The sequence below is a fragment of the Acinetobacter seifertii genome, from assembly GCF_000368065.1.
GTDB lineage: Bacteria > Pseudomonadota > Gammaproteobacteria > Pseudomonadales > Moraxellaceae > Acinetobacter > Acinetobacter seifertii.
Genome location: NZ_KB851200.1, coordinates 2,193,628 through 2,210,927, shown reverse-complemented (window position 1 = coordinate 2,210,927; position 17,300 = coordinate 2,193,628). Strand labels below are relative to the sequence as shown.

Genomic DNA, 17,300 nt, shown 5'->3' with positions numbered 1-17,300 from the left:
TCTACGCTCCAAATAGTCGTGCTAACCAGCCTTTAGGTTGAGCTGTGATGTGTCGATAAGGGCGTTCTTCGCCAAGAAAGCGAGCAACCAAGTCATCATACGCTTGGCCAGCTTTAGTTTCTGAATACAGAATAACTGGCTTACCTTCGTTTGATGCTTGTAATACGCTTGGACATTCAGGAATAACACCTAATGTCGGTACGCGTAAAATATCTTTAGAAATATCATCAATCGTCAGCATTTCCTGACGGTCAGCACGTTCAGGGTTAAAACGTGTAATACATAAATGCTTACGTATACGTCCTTCGTTGTGTTCAACTTTTTTAGTTTTACTGTCTAACATTCCGATGATGCGGTCAGAGTCACGTACTGAAGAAATTTCAGGGTTTGTCACAATGATTGCTTCATCTGCATGGTACATTGCTAAAATTGCACCACGCTCAATTCCAGCAGGTGAGTCACAAATAATGTAATCAAATTCTTGAGCAAGTTCATCAATCACACGAGCAACACCTTCGTCGCTCAAAGCATCTTTATCACGGGTTTGTGAAGCCGGTAAAATGTAAAGGTTTTCGATATCTTTATCGCGAATAAGGGCTTGTTGCAGACGTGCTTCATTGTTAATTACATTGACAAAATCATAAACAACACGACGCTCACACCCCATAATTAAATCAAGGTTACGTAAGCCTACATCAAAGTCAATCACAACAGTTTTATGACCACGAAGGGCTAAACCTGTTGCAAAAGATGCACTCGTTGTAGTTTTACCTACACCACCTTTGCCTGATGTTACGACAACAATTTTGGCCACCGAATCCACTCCTATTATGGTCATACATACACCCTTAAAAGGGCTGTTTTTTGGTGATTTGCTTAATAAACTAAAGTTCTAGAGCTTCAAATTCAAGCTCTTGCTTTTCATTTAAATAAATATGTACTGGCTTTTTTACCACATGTTTAGGGATATCATCTGCGACACAATATGTTCCGGCAATGGAAACGAGTTCAGCCTCTAAAGATTGGCAAAAAATACGTGCAGCAGCGTGCCCACCCGCACCAGCAATGACTCTACCACGAACTGTGCCATAAATATGTATATTTCCTGAAGCAATCACTTCAGATCCACTATTCATGCCAGCTTTTAAAATAATATCGCCTTGGTCTTGTACAAGAGATTGGCCTGTACGCAAAATTTCATCATGATAAGAGGTAATATGGGCAACTGCATTATTATTTAGTGGTTTTTTTGTTTCTGCTGAAGCTTGTGCAGGTGCTGGTTTCTCTACAATTGCGACTTGTTCGGCAGTTGCTTTAATGCGTTGTAATGGCTGATCTGCTGGTAATACAGGGAACTGAATAGCGCGTGCTTCATCACCCAAAATACCATCAATAACTGCCATTGGTTGCAAACCTAAGCTGACTAACAGCTGAATTAAAGCAATCAACTCTTGTTCAACAGTACTATCTATAATAACGAGAGTTCCCTGATAGGACCCTTCATTTAACATGTTTGATAATTGCTGGCGGATCACATCATGATCATTCGTATCGAAGGTTATCCTGCTAAAGTTAACCATTCTGCCGGTAATCCGGATATCAGCCATAAGTCTTCCTTCAAGGCGTTAAAACGAGCTGTAATATCGTTAAGTTTATTGTAAATAGAGCAAATGCTAGAACAAATCGTGCCAATTCTCTAGCGTGTTTCATAAAAAATTAAGTAAATGCTTATTCTTTGATTCGATCACGCTCCGCAAGGGTTTGTTGCCACTGTTTGACCTTAACTTGTTTGCGAATTGCTTCTAGGCTTTCAAACACCACAGACTCTACAAGTTGCTCAAGCTCACGGTTATTAATATTCACGTTACTTATTTTTTCTGAAATTAATTGATAAGTTGCATTTGGGTGCTCTTTTGATCCTTCAACTAATGGTTCAATTAAACCTGCACTGATATTTTCACCGAGCCGTTGTCCAATACTTTGGATTTGCTGTTCGATACGACCACCCACTAAAGGAATTAAGCGTAATAATTGAGTTAACTCAGGCGTATCCTCTATTGCCTGATCAACAATCTGCCCAACGCCTTTTGTGATTGCTGGCTTTTGTTCTTTTAAAGCAGTCGCTAATGATTCTTGCAATATAGAGGTCAGGGTAATTGTAAATTGTTCACGATGATGATTAACCAAGTCGTGAATAATTTGTTTATGTGTTGAGCTGGTCTGTAGCTCATTTCGAATGCCATCAATAACCGTAATAACAACACGGTCAGACAGTTCTTCCATAACGACGCGATAATAAAATAGCCCGTTTTTTCTCCAACCTTCAGGAATAATAGGATAGCCTAATTCATATAAACGATAGGCAATAATGCCAGCACGAAACAAACGTAAAAAACGCAATTGAGGAATGATGGCTAAAATTTCATACCAGTGAATAAATGGGAAGAAGAACCAACGTTTATGGTGTTTATAAACAATAGAAATGCCCCAACGGACAAGAAATTCAGTAATTAAAAAGCCAATAAACCAAGCTTCTGTTGTAATTACCCATGGGTGTAAATAGGTTTTATAAAAGCTGAGTACTTGGGGCAAGTGAATATGTTCAAAAAACCATGCCCCAATACTGCTCATTAAAAAGAAATTTGCTGCAAGACAGAACAGATTGAAAATAATAATAAACACCATAAAGATGTCATAAACCAAAAACAGCTTAAATGAAATGCTGTTTGGGTCCATATGGTAATATTTTGCTTGTTTTCTGGAACTGTTTTGCATAGCTATAAATGCTTTTAATGAGTTGAGGTAGTATATCGAGCTTTCATTTGTTCGATAAGTTGATCTTTTTCAGTCCAAAGCTCGTGTACCCATTGTTGAAAACGTTCACGATAAACTGGGTCATCTTCATAGTTACCATCGAGTACCCAAGCTGGTATTTCAATTTTACGAAGATTTACCGCAATTTTTGAAACATCACCTAACCAGAAGTCGCCATAGCCTGGTACACCATCAGGGTAGACAATCGTCATATCAACCAAAGCATCAATTTTGTCGCCCAAAATATTTAGAGCCAACGCCAAACCACCTGCTTTAGGTTTTAACAAATGTTTATATGGCGAATTTTGTTGATCATGTTTTTCTTGAGTAAAACGTGTACCTTCTAAATAGTTTAATAACGTAAAAGGTTGGCTCAAGAGTTGCTCGCACGCTTTACGTGCTTCCATCATATCGCGGTCTTTGAGCTCAGGGTTTTTCGCAATTTGCTCTTTAGTATGACGCTTCATCATTGGGAAGCCTAAAATTTTAAAGGCTTGACCAACGAACGGAATAAAGATGAGTTCCCATTTGGTAAAAAAACGGGTAAGGGGCATACGTGTTAAACCGAAATACTGATTTACTGTCGTATCAACCCAACTTTGATGATTACAGGTCATTACATAACGGCCTTGCATACTCAAATCAAGACCTTCATCGATTGTAATATCCCATTTTAAATTAGGTAAAACATGATCAATGAGCCAGTTATTTACACCAAGCCAGCTATTTGTAATTTGAATATTGGTTTCATCAACTTTAGAAGATTTTTTTAACAGCTTAGTCAAACCTAAAGCCAATACAGGTGGTCCATGAAAAAAAGTACTACCTGTGATGACTGTACCTACAGTGAGTCCACGTGTAATTTTTTTTAGCGCAGATTGTTTATTGGGTGCAGTTGACATATAAATGACCCCGAATATCTAAAATCCATGGAAAGTTGTTCAACTATAACTATCGTGAAATGAAATACAACGATATCTTAGATAACAATGAAGAAATTGTGATGAGTGCGCATCTTAAAGTGCATCAAAATATTACAAAAAAATAACTAAACTGTTTATTATTAACAAAATATCAATGTTTTATACTTCCTTTTTGTTTCATTATTCATCCAGACAACAAAACACACAAAGTGAGGAGGCATGCAATGCGTGCACTAGTTATTTCAACAGTCGTAGGGGCAGCAGTAGTATTATCTGGTTGTCAGACAACAGGTAACAACCTAGGTGGAATTGAATACGATAAAGCCGCATTAGGTACTTTAATTGGCGCAGCAGCAGGTTATGGTATTTCTAAATCAAGTGCAAACTCTAGCCGTCAAAACAACCGTGCTGCGGCAATCGGTGCAGTTCTTGGTGCAGCTGGTGGTTTATATCTTGATAACAAAGAGAAAAAATTACGTGAGCAAATGGCGGGTACTGGTGTAGAAGTAGGCCGTAACCCAGATGGTTCTGTTCAATTGATTATGCCAGGTAGCATTACTTTTGATACGAACAAATCAAACATCAAACCAAACTTCTATGCAACTTTGGATAAAGTAGCTCAAACATTAGCTGAAGATAACAAGAGTGCGATTTTAGTTACTGGTTATACAGATAACACTGGTAATGACTCTATCAACATTCCATTATCTCAAGCACGTGCTCAATCAGTTAAAATGTATTTAGCTGGTAAAGGTGTATCTTCTACTCGTATTGATGCACAAGGTTATGGTTCTTCTAACCCAATCGCAGACAACTCAACTGCTTCTGGTCGTGAACAAAACCGTCGCGTAGAAATCAGCATTTATGCTAAACAATAAGATTTAATTTATTGTTTCGAAAACCACCTTCGGGTGGTTTTTTTATGGGTGCAGTACAAGAAATAATCACGACATTCTACGGCGCATAAATTGCATTATTAGACATCATTTATACATATCCGCAGATTTATTATTGGGATTCTAAAAAAGAGATGACTATAATCATGCTCGAAAAATTAAGAGGTAATACACGATGTCAGCTGCCAGTCAATTGAACGACAAGCAAGAAGAAGCCATGAAATATACTCAAGGCCCTTTATTGGTGCTTGCTGGCGCTGGTTCAGGTAAAACATCGGTAATTACCCGTAAAATTGCCTATTTAGTGCAGCATTGTCGTATTCCTGCACATCGTATTACAGCGATGACCTTTACCAATAAAGCCGCACGTGAAATGAAGGAGCGTGTAACCAAACTTTTATCACGTGAAGAAGCAAAAGGCTTATCTGTTTCGACTTTCCATACGTTTGGCTTAAATCTTTTACGTTTAGAACTTAAAAATTTACCTTTAAAAGCTAATTTTTCGATTTTGGATGCAGATGACTGTAAACGTATTTTGATGGATTTGATGCATCGCGATAATTTGTCTGGTGCAGAAAGCAAAGAATTAATTGCTAAAGCAATGAAGAAAATTTCAGATTGGAAAAATGATCTGATTTTACCTGAACAAGCACATTCGACGTGTGAAACTCCTGAAGATGTGCAGTTTGCGCATCTTTATCAACTTTATGAACGTAATTTACGTGCCTACAATGCTGTCGATTTTGATGACCTGATTGTTATGCCAACACGTTTATTGCAAGAAAATGCCGAAGTGCGTGATAAATGGCAAAACCGCGTTCGTTATTTATTGGTCGATGAATATCAAGATACCAACACCGCGCAATATATTTTAGTGAAACTGTTGGTTGGTGTAATGGGGCAGTTCACCGCGGTAGGTGATGACGACCAGTCGATTTATGCATGGCGTGGAGCGAAGCCTGAAAACATGGCTTTGCTTAAACAGGATTTCCCAAATTTACATATTATTAAGCTTGAGCAGAATTACCGCTCGACCAGCCGTATTTTGAAAGCTGCGAACTGCGTAATTCAAAATAACCCGCATATTTTTGATAAGAAATTGTGGAGTGATAAAGGCCATGGTGAGGTCATCAGAATTATTACCTGCCGTAATGATGACGATGAAGCTGAACGTGTAGTCAAAGACTTACTGACTCATAAGCTGATGAACGGTAAGAACTGGAAAGATTACGCTGTATTGTACCGTGGTAACTTTCAGGCGCGTGTATTAGAAACCCAGCTTCGCCAAATGCAAATTCCTTATAAACTCTCTGGTGGTACATCATTCTTCGCTCGTGCAGAAATTAAAGACGTGATGAGCTACTTACGTCTTATTATTAACCCTGAAGATGACAGTGCTTTCTTGCGTATTATTAATACGCCTAAACGTGCGATTGGACCAGTTACTCTTGAGAAGCTAGGTTTATTTGCGCAAGAAAATAATTTGTCTTTACTTGGCGCTTCTTCGGACCAACGTTTAAGTATGGTTCTTCCTAAAAAAGCAGAAACTCAATTGCATGAGTTTGCCGACTTTATTGCGACATTTACGCGTGAGTTGCTAGAAGATGATGAGCCTGTGCCTAAAGTTCGTCAAATGATGAATGAAGCGGGTTATATCGATTATATTCGTGAACAGTCAGCAACACCTGCTCAAGAGAAAAGTAAACTCGATAACATCGAGAATTTATTTACCAGTATTCAAAATCTGATTAATCGTGCAGAAGATGTTGATGAAAAGAACATTGAAAGCGTTATTCGAAAACTGGTCTTGCTCGATTTGTTAGAACAGCAGCAAGAAGAAGAGGACACTGACAAAGTAAACCTACTTACTTTGCATGCAGCAAAAGGTTTGGAGTTCCCATATGTGTACATTATGGGACTTGAAGAAGAGCTTTTACCGCATAAAAACTCGATTGCAGCTGAAACCATTGAAGAAGAACGCCGTCTTATGTACGTGGGTATTACCCGTGCACGTCAAGGCTTAACTTTAACTTTGGCAGAACAGCGTAAAAATGGTGGTCAAATGAAACAAATGACCCCAAGCCGTTTCCTTGATGAGCTTCCGCAAGACGAGCTCGAATGGTTAGGGCGTAAAAAGAAAATTGCAGCAAATGTTGACCCTAAAGAACAGGCTCAACAATATTTGGCAAATTTAAAAGCTTTATTAAAGCGTTAATTTTTTTTAATTTTTTAGGAAATCCCATGAAAGTTCAAGTTAAATTGCTCGATCCGCGTTTAGGTAAAGAATGGCCTTTACCTTCATATGCAACAGCAGGATCAGCAGGTCTAGATTTACGTGCCTGTTTAGATGAAGCAATTCAAATTGAACCAGGCCAAACTGTATTGGTTAAAACAGGTATGGCAATTTATATTCATGATGTGAATTTTGCTGGTTTAATTTTACCGCGTTCAGGTTTAGGTCATAAACACGGTATTGTTCTTGGTAACTTGGTTGGATTAATTGACTCGGATTATCAAGGTGAATTGATGGTTTCAGTTTGGAACCGTGGTCAAACGACTTTCCGTTTAGAACCGGGTGAGCGTTTAGCACAGTATGTTTTAGTTCCGGTGGTTCAGGCTGAGTTTGAACAAGTAGAGGAATTTGAAGAAACTTTACGCGGTGCGGGCGGCTTTGGTCACACGGGTAAACAATAATTAGCTTATAAAAAATTATTGAAAGAAACGCCTGTTTTACAGGTGTTTCTTTTTATGTCTTGAATGTTACAATGAATTATATTACAAAACGCTTTACTCATACTCTTTTAACTTTTTTAGCAAATACCCTTTCAAATTTTGAATACTCTATGTTTTTGCGATAGATCAGATTGATCTTTAAATAGAAGATACGTTATGAATGTAAGACACTCATTTCCAAAAAATATTTTCCGTGCTTACGATATCAGAGGCAAACTTTCTTATTTAACTACAGACGTCGTCCGTTCAATTGCCTATGGATTGGCACAACAATATAAACAAGCAGCACAAACTCAATTAGTAATTGGCTATGATGCCCGTCTCACAAGTCCATCTTACGCTCATTTAATTGAAGAGATGTTAATAGAGCAGGGTTTAACAGTGACAAACATTGGTTGTTGCTCGACCCCGATGATGTATTACATTGCACGTGAGTTTGGCGGCAATGGTATTATGGTAACCGCTAGCCATAATCCTAAATCAGATAATGGTATTAAATGGATATTAAAAGGGGAACCCCCATCCCCAGAAATGATTCAGCAAGTCGGTGAGTTTGCGCAAACTTATGTTCCTGTTCATCCAATATCATTATTAGAATTATCGACTCCTCAATTTAAATCAGAATTTTGCAAAAAATACCAACAGGCTCTTTTTAACGATATTCAACTCAGACGCCCATTAAAAATCGTATTAGATGGTTTACATGGTTCGGCAGGACATTGTGCGAAACTGGTACTTGAAAAAATGGGATGTGAAGTCCTTGCTTTACGTACTACCCCAAATGGCGAGTTTCCTGACCATGCGCCAGACCCTTCACATGCTGCGCATTTAAAAGAACTGCGTAAAACGATTATTGAGCAAGATGCAGATATTGGTATTGCGCTTGATGGTGATGGCGATCGTGTCGTATTACTCGATGAAAAAGCAAATATTCTGACAGCGGATCGTCTTTTATCACTCTTTGCACAAATGTGCCTAGAACAGCAACCAGATAAAGAAATTGTATTTGATGTGAAATGTTCGCTTATGGTTCAAAGAACTGTAGAGCAACTACGCGGTAAACCGAAAATGATTCGTACTGGAAGTAGCTTCCTTCGTTCATATTTATCCAAGTCTAAAGGGCAAGCCATTTTTGGTGGTGAATACGCGGGTCATTATGTGTTTAATGATGGTCGTGGTTTTGGATATGACGATGGAATATATGCTGCACTGCGTGTAATGGAATATTTTACCAAATCTAAAGCAAAAACTATTTCTGAGTTATTTTCTATTTATCCTGAGAGATGCTGTACCGAGGATACTTACATCAGTACTCACCATTCAGACCCTAAACATGTACTACAAGACATTGAAATTTTGAGCCATCGTCTAGGCGCACATATTAGTAAAATTGATGGTGTACGTCTTGATTTTGAGGATGGTTTTGGCATTATTCGAGCATCAAATACAGGTGAGTATTTTACCGTAAGATTTGATGCTGATAGTCCTTTACGTTTAAAGGAAATCCAGCAAAAATTTATTGATATGTTGCAAGAGCGTTACCCGCAAATTGCACAAGAACTTTCTGAAGCCTAAGTAAGGAGAGGCGCAATGCCACAACATCAGCACCTTGGCGTCGACAAAGCAAAAATCTTAATTGAAGCTTTGCCATATATTCAACGTTTTTCCGGTAAGACGCTGGTGGTGAAATACGGTGGTAATGCGATGACTGATCCAGAGTTAGAAAGTTCATTTGCCCGAGATATCGTTTTACTTAAAACAGTGGGTTTAAACCCGATTGTTGTGCATGGTGGTGGCCCACAAGTTGACTCTTTCCTAAAACAATTAGGTCGTGAGTCTGATCGTATTGACGGTATGCGTGTGACCGATGAAGCCACTATGGAAGTGGTCGAAATGGTATTGGGCGGTAGCGTAAATAAATCGATTGTTAATTTAATTAATAAGCATGGTGGACGTGCGATTGGTTTAACTGGTCAAGATGGCAACCTATTACGTGCCCGTAAATTATTAATGGAAAAACAAGAAGAAGACGGTTCGATCAGACATATTGACTTAGGTATGGTCGGTGAAGTTACTGGGGTAAAAACAGATGTATTAGAGATGTTTACTCAAAGTGATTTTATTCCTGTTATTGCACCATTAGGTGTTGATGAAAAAGGCAATACCTACAACATTAATGCTGACTTAGTTGCTGGTAAAGTTGCTGAGGCATTAGGTGCGGAAAAATTAATTCTGCTGACTAATATTACTGGCGTGCTTGATGAAAACAAAAATCTGTTAACAGGTTTAAGCACCCAAGAAGTTGACCGTTTAATTGAAACCGGCGTGATTTATGGTGGAATGATTCCTAAAGTCGGTTGTGCGCTTGATGCAGTCAAAGGCGGTGTTGTCAGTGCTCATATTGTAGATGGTCGTGTACCACACGCGACATTACTTGAGATTTTTACAGATCACGGTGTGGGTACGCTTATTTCTAATCGTACAAATGCTTCTCACTAAAGTGAGTATTTTTATGAAAAGATCACGCTAAGTGGTCTTTTTTTATGTCATTTAATTTTGGTCATTTTTTTGTCATGAGCTTTGACTAGTGTAAGGGGTGTCACTAGGAGCGTTCATTATGCTGGAAAAATTTAATCAATATCGCCAAACCTGGACTTTACCTCTAAATCGCCATAAGACTACTAATCAAACACAATTTCGCTTTGAATGGGTTGATAATTTAAAAGAATTACAAGATGTACAACGGTTCCGTGCACAACAGTTTAGTAAACAATTTGGCATTCATTTTGAAGATAATTTAGATCAAGATATTTACGATTTTAGTTGTGAGCATGCAGTATTACGTGAGAAATGGACGGGAGAGATTGTGGCTTATACACGACTTAAACTCTTCCAAGGCCATGAAATTGGACAAAGCTATAGTGCCCATGAGTTTGATATTGTTCCTCAGTTATCACACTTGCCAAACGTATTGGAAATAGGGCGTACCTGTGTGCATCCGCGCTTTCGTAATGGTAAGGCACTTTCTACGCTTTGGATGAACCTTGCACCTAAAGTGTTGTGGTCAATGCGTGCTAAATACTTGATGGGCTGTGTGAGTATTCACCTTCAGGATAATTTGGCTAGAGCGTACTATACGCACCGCCAGATTCAGCAATTACCAGATGCTAAAACTATCGATATTCGTTCTAAAAAGATTTATGAACCTGAATATCCAGAGTTTAGTTTTCCTCAAGATGAGCGCATGCCGAAACTGTTCCAAATGTATTTAAGCATGCAATCTAAACTGTCTAAAGAAGCTTTTTTCGATGATAAATTTAATTGTCTGGATTACTTTGTATTCTTAGAAGTGAATAAAATTGCCACTTCATTTGTAATGAACAAAATGGCTCAACGATAAAGATATCTTATATTTTGTAATAGCGAGCGCATATTGGGATTTACAAGCTATTTTACTCTCATGCACAATAGTGCGTATGGGGTAATGAAGCGAAAAGTTTAGAACAATATGTGCCAGCTATTAGGAATGAATTGTGCAACACCAACGGATATCACTTTTTCTTTCCGTGGTTTTTCACAGCGCGCAGGAATTACCTCTGACCATAGTGATGGCTTTGGTATCGCTTTTTTTGAAGACAAGGCATGCCGTTTATTTGTAGATAACCAGTCTGCTGTTGAATCGCCAATTGCCGACCTTATTCGTAATTATCCCATCAAATCACGCAATGTGATTGCGCATATTCGTAAGGCGACCCAAGGTAAAATTACACTGGAAAACTCACATCCATTTATTCGGGAATTATGGGGACGTCATTGGATTTTTGCTCATAATGGCGATTTACATGATTTTGATCCACCTTTGAGTGGACGTTTTACACCTGTAGGTAATACAGATAGTGAAAGAGCATTTTGTTATTTATTAGATCAACTGGTAGAAGTATTTGGTTATGAAGAGCCAAGTCTTGAGCAAATATTTGAAGTATTAGAAAAGATTTCTCCGCAAATTGCAGAATATGGCACCTTTAATTTCTGTTTATCTAATGGTAAAGCTTTATTTAGTTATGCAATTACTAAATTGCATTGGTTAGTCCGAGAATATCCATTTAACAATGCACATTTAATTGATTTAGATGTTGAAGTTGATTTTAGTCAAGTAACTACTCCAGAAGACCGAGTGGCAGTCATTACCACTGAGCCTTTAACCCATAATGAAAACTGGACAGCTTATCAACCGGGGGAAATGATTTTATTCCAAAATGGAATGCCTATAAAAAAAGCAATAACACATGTTGAAAGATTAATACGTGAAGAGAAAAATCCGGAACTTAAACGTATTACCCGAGCAGATCAATATTAATTTTAACTAAAATAAATATAATTCTTTTAAAAACATATATTTTTATTTACTTAGTGATAAAGTATTTTGATTAAAAAATACTTTATCGTTTTAGTTGGTTAATATTAATTAATTTTATGTAAATCAATGCTTTGGGTTTTAATTCATTTTTATTATATAAAGCCGACAAAATAGGTTTGTTTTTATTTATCCCCTTTAACTATAAAATGCGACTTATGCAACAGTCATTGAACATCATTGGGGGTGGTGTATGAAAATGAAATGGGCTTTAGAATATAATACCGGTATTGAAGTTATTGATGAGCAACATAAACGAATACTTGATTATATTAATCAGATTGATGATGTAAAAGATGATGAAGATAGACGTCGTATTAAAGATGTTTTAGATAATATTATCGATTATACGCAGTCTCATTTTACTTTTGAAGAAAGTTTACAAGAAGAAGCCGATTATAAATATAGAGTACCTCATAAACGTGTACATGACTTATTTATTAAAAAAATTGAGCTATATCGTGAACGTTTTGAAATGGGTCATACCATTGAAGCCGAATTACAAGAAATTTTGGCTAAATGGCTCATTAATCATATTCAACATGATGATGCCGATTATGTAGGAGCAGTAAAAGAAAATATGATGGGAATCATTAGAGAAAAGGAAAAGAAGAAAGGAAAAAACTGGTTCGCTCGTTTTTTCTCATAACTTTAACTAGAAAAACTCTAAATTATCGTTAGCGCGGCAAACTATCGTTTCGGTGGTTTGCTTTTTTTATGGCGCAAACTTTGATTTTCATGCATGAGACGGGCAAAATATCTATAGACTTTTTCAAGGAATGCATAATGCAGGACATACCTATGTCACGTTGGTTACCGCCTCTTATGGCGTTTTGCTTATCTTTTGTCATCATGGCTACTTTGGCCCCAACTATGGGCATCCAGATTGATCGTCAGCTCGATTTCTGGTTATTGTGGTTTGGTACAATGTTGTTATTGGCATTACCAGTTTGTTATTTGGAAATTGCTTTAGCAAAACGATCTAAAACGACCGCTTTAAATGCGCTATCGAGTCTAACTCGTGAAGCAGATAGTTCATCTAAATGGCGTGTGGTTGGCTGGCTTGCTGTTGTTTTTATTCCTTTCTTAGCTGGTAATGTTTTGAGCACTGCAAGCAATATATTAGTTGCACAATTTGCTCCAAGTATTTCTGGGCAAATTATTTTTGCAGGCCTTGCGGTTGCTGCCTTAGTACTATCTTTTATTCCACGTCAAATTCTTATTTTATTAATGACTGTTGGAGTAATTGCTTCTATTGTGTTGGCAAACATGATGGGAACGACTTTACAACCTTGGCATTGGACCAATGTTGAGTTCAAAGAGTGGGGTAATGCAACTGTACTTGCTCTTGTAGCGAGCGGTTTGGGTTTAGGACTTTACTGGCAAAATACAGTGGGTACAGTTAAAGCAGAAGAAGGTGCAACTAAAACTGTGCTGCCAATTTGGTTGGCCCAGCTCATTGCTGTAATTGCTTTTGGCTTCTTTTCGCTTCAAGCTCAATTACCTGTTTTGACGTGGATATTTACAGGTGTGATGACATCTGCGCTATTTGTGCAATTGGCTCGAGAACAATTAGCTCAGCGTCAGCTCATGATTGTTTTACAGTGGGTAATTATTGTTGTTGCAATTGCAGTTTGGGCAGTGCCTGAACTTCATCACTTATTTACGCTAATTCTTATGCTTTGGGGCTTACTCATTAGTTTGATCTATGCCATTTTTGCTGGCTGGATTATGAAAATTAGCCATTTGCGTAAATCAATGAATTTCAGCAACGAGCTTTTCTATAATTTATGGCGTATTGCTGTACGAATTGTTTTGCCACTTTCAATTGTTCTGGCAATGGTTGCCGTAATTGGACAAAGTATTTAATGGAACGTACTCAGCAAGTTTGGGTGGCTTTTGCCGCACCAGAACAACAGTTTCTCATTTCTATTCCATTTGTAGAGGGCATGAGTGCTTTGCAGGCAGTACAAGCTAGTGGCTTGTTAAATCAAGTTGAATTGCAAGAACCTCTTCAGCTCGGTGTTTTTGGAATGAAAGTAGAAGCGGATACAGCATTAAATGCGGGTGATCGAGTTGAGGTTTATAGACCTTTAACAATTAATCCAAAAGACATCCGCCGTAATCGTGCTGCGAAGAACCCTGTAGGTCGCTACATTAAAAGTAATCGCTTTAAGCAATCAGCTCAATGAGCAAAACCCCTCAAGTTTTTTCACTTGAGGGGTTTCTTTTTATTAGAAAAAACGATTATAGTGGCGGGGCAGTTAAAATCGCTTCTTTCGAAGCTGGTAAACCTGGTTGCGATTCTGGAATAGTCTCTAAACCTTCAATTTTAGTTACAGTTCCAGTACTATCAAAGTAAATTTTTAAATGCTGACCATGTGCTGCGGGGATTTTCGCTTTTTTAGCATATGTTCCCGGGATATAGTTGTAGATATAGTCCCAACGTTGTGGATTGAGAGGATCAGTCACTGTTGGGCTACCAAGCAAAAAGCGCACTTGCTGGAAATTCATGCCGACTTGTACTTGAGAGGCTTGAGCTTTAGTCAATGGAGTCCCTTGAGGAATATCAACCTTATATACACCAAAGATTGAACAACCAGCTAGGAGTGAAGTGACGAATAACGTCAGCACGAGTTTTTGCATTTTGCTACACTATCCCAATAAATTATGATGCATTTGATCAAAGGATAGATCATACTTCATCTAAATTCTATTGCCTATTCCAACTTGAGATTTGTTGAGAGACCTTTTTTCATGCCTATTTCCAATCAAGATTTGCGCAAAGCTGGACTTAAAGTTACCCTTCCACGAATTAAGATTTTGGAATTATTAGAAAATTCAAAACAACATCATCTTAGCGCTGAAGATATTTACAAGACTTTGTTAGAGCAAGGGGAAGATGTCGGCCTTGCGACAGTTTACCGTGTGTTAACACAATTTGAAGCTGCGGGCATTATTCAACGTCATCATTTTGAAAATAACCATTCTGTTTTCGAAATTATGCAAGAAGATCACCACGATCACTTAGTTTGCCAAAACTGTAACAAAGTTATTGAATTTACTAATGATGTTATCGAGAAAGAACAGCATGCTGTAGCAGACCAACATGGGTTTACCTTAACAGGTCACTCATTAAATCTTTATGGTTACTGTAATGAACCTGAATGTCAGGATGCATTGCGCAAGAAATAATCGTTTTCACATAAAGAAAACAAATAAAAAAGGAAGGTTACGTTTAACCTTCCTTTTTTTATGAAGAAATTACTGGCGGTCAAAAGTCAAATGCTGTTTTTCTTCTGCAATTTGATCTGGACCTTCATTTGCAAGCTTAATCGTCAAACGTAAATCGTTTGGTGAGTCGGCATGTTTAAGCGCATCTTTATAAGTAATTTGACCTGTTTTATATAAGTCAAATAAAGCCTGATCAAAGGTTTGCATACCGAGTTCACGTGAGCGTTTCATTAAATCCTTAATTTCATGAATTTCACCTTTACGGATGTAGTCTGAAATTAATGGTGAGTTAATTAAAATCTCAATCGCCGCACGGCGTGAATTTCCATCTGGCGTTGGAATAAGCTGCTGTGCAATCATAGCTTTTAAATTAAGTGATAAGTCCATGTAGAGCTGGCTATGACGGTCACTTTCAAAGAAGTGAATAATACGGTCGAGTGCTTGGTTAGCGTTGTTGGCGTGCATTGTGGCTAATACAAGGTGACCTGTTTCAGCAAAGCCAATCGCGTAGTCCATTACTTCACGAGAGCGGATCTCACCAATTAAGATGACATCGGGTGCTTGTCGTAAAGTATTTTTCAAAGCAATTTCGAACGAGTCAGTATCAATACCGACCTCACGCTGAGTAATAATACAGCCCGCATGTTCGTGAATAAACTCAATCGGGTCTTCAATAGTAATGATATGACCTTTAGAGTTATGGTTACGATGGCTGATCATTGAAGCCAACGAAGTCGATTTACCAGTACCTGTTGCGCCTACAAAAATAATAATGCCGCGTTTGGTCATTGATAAATCTTTAAGCACAGAGGGTAACTGTAAGTCATCAATCGAAGGAATTTTAGTTTCAATTCGACGTAGAACCATGCCTGGCATATCGCGTTGCTGAAAAGCACTCACACGAAAACGTGCCGTTTTGTCACGATTCATAATGGCAAAGTTACATTCACGAGTATCCGCAAATTCTTTACGCTGCTTCTCACTCATAATCGAATGTAAGAGCTGTCCAATCACTTCGCCAGAAAGGCTATTCTTTGAAATGGGAACAATTTGGCCATTAATTTTCATAGATGGTGCAACGCCATCTGTAATAAAAAGATCCGATGATTTTTTTTCAACCATCAGGTTGAGCAAGTCATTAAAATCCATAATTGTATTCTCGCTATTTTGTTATTTTTATAGGAATGATTCAGGTTGTTTTGCCGCAGTACGTGCAGTTTGTGGGCTAATTACACCACGTGATACTAAAGCTTTTAAGCTTTGGTCAAGCGTTGTCATGCCATAGTTAGCACCAGTTTGAATAGCTGAATACATTTGTGCGACTTTGTTTTCACGGATTAAGTTACGAATGGCAGGAATACCAATCATGATTTCATGTGCTGCCACACGACCGCCGCCGTTCTTTTTAAGCAGAGTTTGCGAAATAACGGCTTGCAAAGATTCAGACAGCATGGCACGTACCATGTCTTTTTCTTCGGCAGGGAATACGTCAATCACACGGTCAATGGTTTTAGCGGCAGATGTGGTATGAAGCGTACCAAATACTAAGTGACCTGTTTCGGCAGCTGTAAGGGCCAAACGAATCGTTTCAAGGTCACGCATCTCACCGACCAAAATAATATCAGGGTCTTCACGCAGTGCTGAGCGAAGTGCTTCATTAAAGCCATGTGTATCACGATGGACTTCACGCTGGTTAATGAGGCATTTTTTTGACTGGTGTACAAATTCGATGGGGTCTTCAACCGTTAAAATATGGTCATAACGATTTTCATTAATATAGTCCATCATTGCCGCAAGCGTGGTTGATTTACCCGAACCTGTTGGCCCTGTCACCAGTACAATCCCGCGAGGATAGTCGCAAATATCTTTAAAGATTTGACCTAAGCCTAAATCTTCCATGGTCAGTACTTTAGATGGAATGGTACGAAATACTGCGCCAGCACCACGATTTTGGTTAAATGCGTTCACACGGAAACGTGCAACATTTGGTACTTCAAAAGAAAAGTCTGTTTCGAGTTTTTCTTCATAGTCACGGCGCTGTTTATCGTTCATGATGTCGTACACAAGGCGGTGGACATCTTTATGTTCTAAGGCTGGTAAGTTAATACGGCGAACTTCACCATCGACACGAATCATTGGTGGCATGCCAGCAGATAAATGCAAATCGGAAGCGCCATTTTTCACAGAGAAGGCGAGTAGCTCTGTAATATCCATAATTTCCCCAAGTAAATCAAAATATGTCATTATTTTGTAGAATAATATACGGCTTTCACTGAGGCTTACCAA

The 17,300-nt window shown here is 38.3% G+C and carries 18 protein-coding genes; 11 read left to right on the top strand and 7 right to left on the bottom strand.

The features are described 5' to 3' along the window. Position 1: 1 nt before the first annotated feature. The 4 genes from minD to F985_RS17850 all read right to left on the bottom strand — a co-directional run bounded on the left by minD (position 2) and on the right by F985_RS17850 (position 3,716). Positions 2-814, bottom strand: a complete 813-nt coding sequence (minD, locus tag F985_RS17865; protein WP_019456834.1) for a septum site-determining protein MinD — start codon at positions 812-814, stop codon at positions 2-4. Positions 815-884: 70 nt separating this feature from the next. Next, a complete protein-coding gene (gene minC, locus F985_RS17860; RefSeq protein ID WP_004703317.1) occupies positions 885-1,607 on the bottom strand; it encodes a septum site-determining protein MinC in 723 nt (240 codons plus the stop codon). Between the two features lie 121 nt (positions 1,608-1,728). Then, positions 1,729-2,775, bottom strand: a complete 1,047-nt coding sequence (locus tag F985_RS17855) for a hypothetical protein (RefSeq protein ID WP_004703314.1) — start codon at positions 2,773-2,775, stop codon at positions 1,729-1,731. A 14-nt stretch (positions 2,776-2,789) separates the two neighbouring features. Then, the gene (locus F985_RS17850; RefSeq protein ID WP_004703312.1) at positions 2,790-3,716 is read right to left on the bottom strand and encodes an acyltransferase; all 927 of its coding nucleotides are present in this window, start codon (positions 3,714-3,716) and stop codon (positions 2,790-2,792) included. Positions 3,717-3,961: 245 nt separating this feature from the next. On the opposite strand from F985_RS17850, the gene F985_RS17845 reads away from it, so the two are divergent. From F985_RS17845 to F985_RS17800, 10 genes are all read left to right on the top strand, one after another. Beyond that, positions 3,962-4,615 (top strand): YiaD family glycine zipper/OmpA-like lipoprotein, encoded by a 654-nt coding sequence (locus F985_RS17845; protein ID WP_004703310.1) that lies wholly within the window; start codon positions 3,962-3,964, stop codon positions 4,613-4,615. Between the two features lie 193 nt (positions 4,616-4,808). Further along, a complete protein-coding gene (gene rep / locus F985_RS17840; protein WP_004703308.1) occupies positions 4,809-6,848 on the top strand; it encodes a DNA helicase Rep in 2,040 nt (679 codons plus the stop codon). A gap of 26 nt (positions 6,849-6,874) precedes the next feature. After that, positions 6,875-7,327: a dUTP diphosphatase gene (gene dut / locus F985_RS17835; RefSeq protein ID WP_004703306.1), complete on the top strand. Its 453-nt coding sequence runs from the start codon at positions 6,875-6,877 to the stop codon at positions 7,325-7,327. 195 nt (positions 7,328-7,522) lie between these two features. Then, positions 7,523-8,941 (top strand): phosphomannomutase/phosphoglucomutase, encoded by a 1,419-nt coding sequence (locus tag F985_RS17830; RefSeq protein ID WP_004703303.1) that lies wholly within the window; start codon positions 7,523-7,525, stop codon positions 8,939-8,941. 15 nt (positions 8,942-8,956) lie between these two features. Continuing rightward, a complete protein-coding gene (argB, locus tag F985_RS17825) occupies positions 8,957-9,865 on the top strand; it encodes an acetylglutamate kinase (RefSeq protein ID WP_004703301.1) in 909 nt (302 codons plus the stop codon). A gap of 118 nt (positions 9,866-9,983) precedes the next feature. Then, positions 9,984-10,766, top strand: coding sequence for a GNAT family N-acetyltransferase (locus F985_RS17820; RefSeq protein WP_004703299.1), 783 nt, complete (start codon positions 9,984-9,986; stop codon positions 10,764-10,766). Positions 10,767-10,874: 108 nt separating this feature from the next. Next, entirely contained in the window at positions 10,875-11,723 is an 849-nt protein-coding gene (locus F985_RS17815) for a class II glutamine amidotransferase (protein ID WP_019456827.1), read from the top strand. Between the two features lie 250 nt (positions 11,724-11,973). Beyond that, positions 11,974-12,429: a bacteriohemerythrin gene (locus F985_RS17810; protein ID WP_004703295.1), complete on the top strand. Its 456-nt coding sequence runs from the start codon at positions 11,974-11,976 to the stop codon at positions 12,427-12,429. A 152-nt stretch (positions 12,430-12,581) separates the two neighbouring features. Beyond that, on the top strand, positions 12,582-13,649 hold the full coding sequence (locus F985_RS17805; protein ID WP_004703293.1) for an SLC5/6 family protein: 1,068 nt from the start codon (positions 12,582-12,584) through the stop codon (positions 13,647-13,649). Continuing rightward, entirely contained in the window at positions 13,649-13,972 is a 324-nt protein-coding gene (locus F985_RS17800; RefSeq protein ID WP_004703291.1) for an RnfH family protein, read from the top strand. The genes F985_RS17805 and F985_RS17800 overlap by 1 nt, the downstream gene beginning before the upstream one ends. A gap of 55 nt (positions 13,973-14,027) precedes the next feature. On the opposite strand, the gene F985_RS17795 is transcribed toward F985_RS17800, so the two are convergent. Beyond that, positions 14,028-14,426, bottom strand: a complete 399-nt coding sequence (locus F985_RS17795) for an outer membrane protein assembly factor BamE (RefSeq protein ID WP_004703289.1) — start codon at positions 14,424-14,426, stop codon at positions 14,028-14,030. A gap of 111 nt (positions 14,427-14,537) precedes the next feature. Here F985_RS17795 and fur point away from each other — a divergent pair, with 111 nt between their 5' ends. After that, complete coding sequence (gene fur / locus F985_RS17790; protein ID WP_004703287.1) at positions 14,538-14,975, top strand: ferric iron uptake transcriptional regulator; 438 nt, start codon at positions 14,538-14,540, stop codon at positions 14,973-14,975. 69 nt (positions 14,976-15,044) lie between these two features. On the opposite strand, the gene F985_RS17785 is transcribed toward fur, so the two are convergent. After that, the gene (locus F985_RS17785) at positions 15,045-16,163 is read right to left on the bottom strand and encodes a PilT/PilU family type 4a pilus ATPase (RefSeq protein WP_004703285.1); all 1,119 of its coding nucleotides are present in this window, start codon (positions 16,161-16,163) and stop codon (positions 15,045-15,047) included. 27 nt (positions 16,164-16,190) lie between these two features. Next, a complete protein-coding gene (locus F985_RS17780) occupies positions 16,191-17,228 on the bottom strand; it encodes a type IV pilus twitching motility protein PilT (protein ID WP_025469189.1) in 1,038 nt (345 codons plus the stop codon). Positions 17,229-17,300 lie beyond the last annotated feature (72 nt).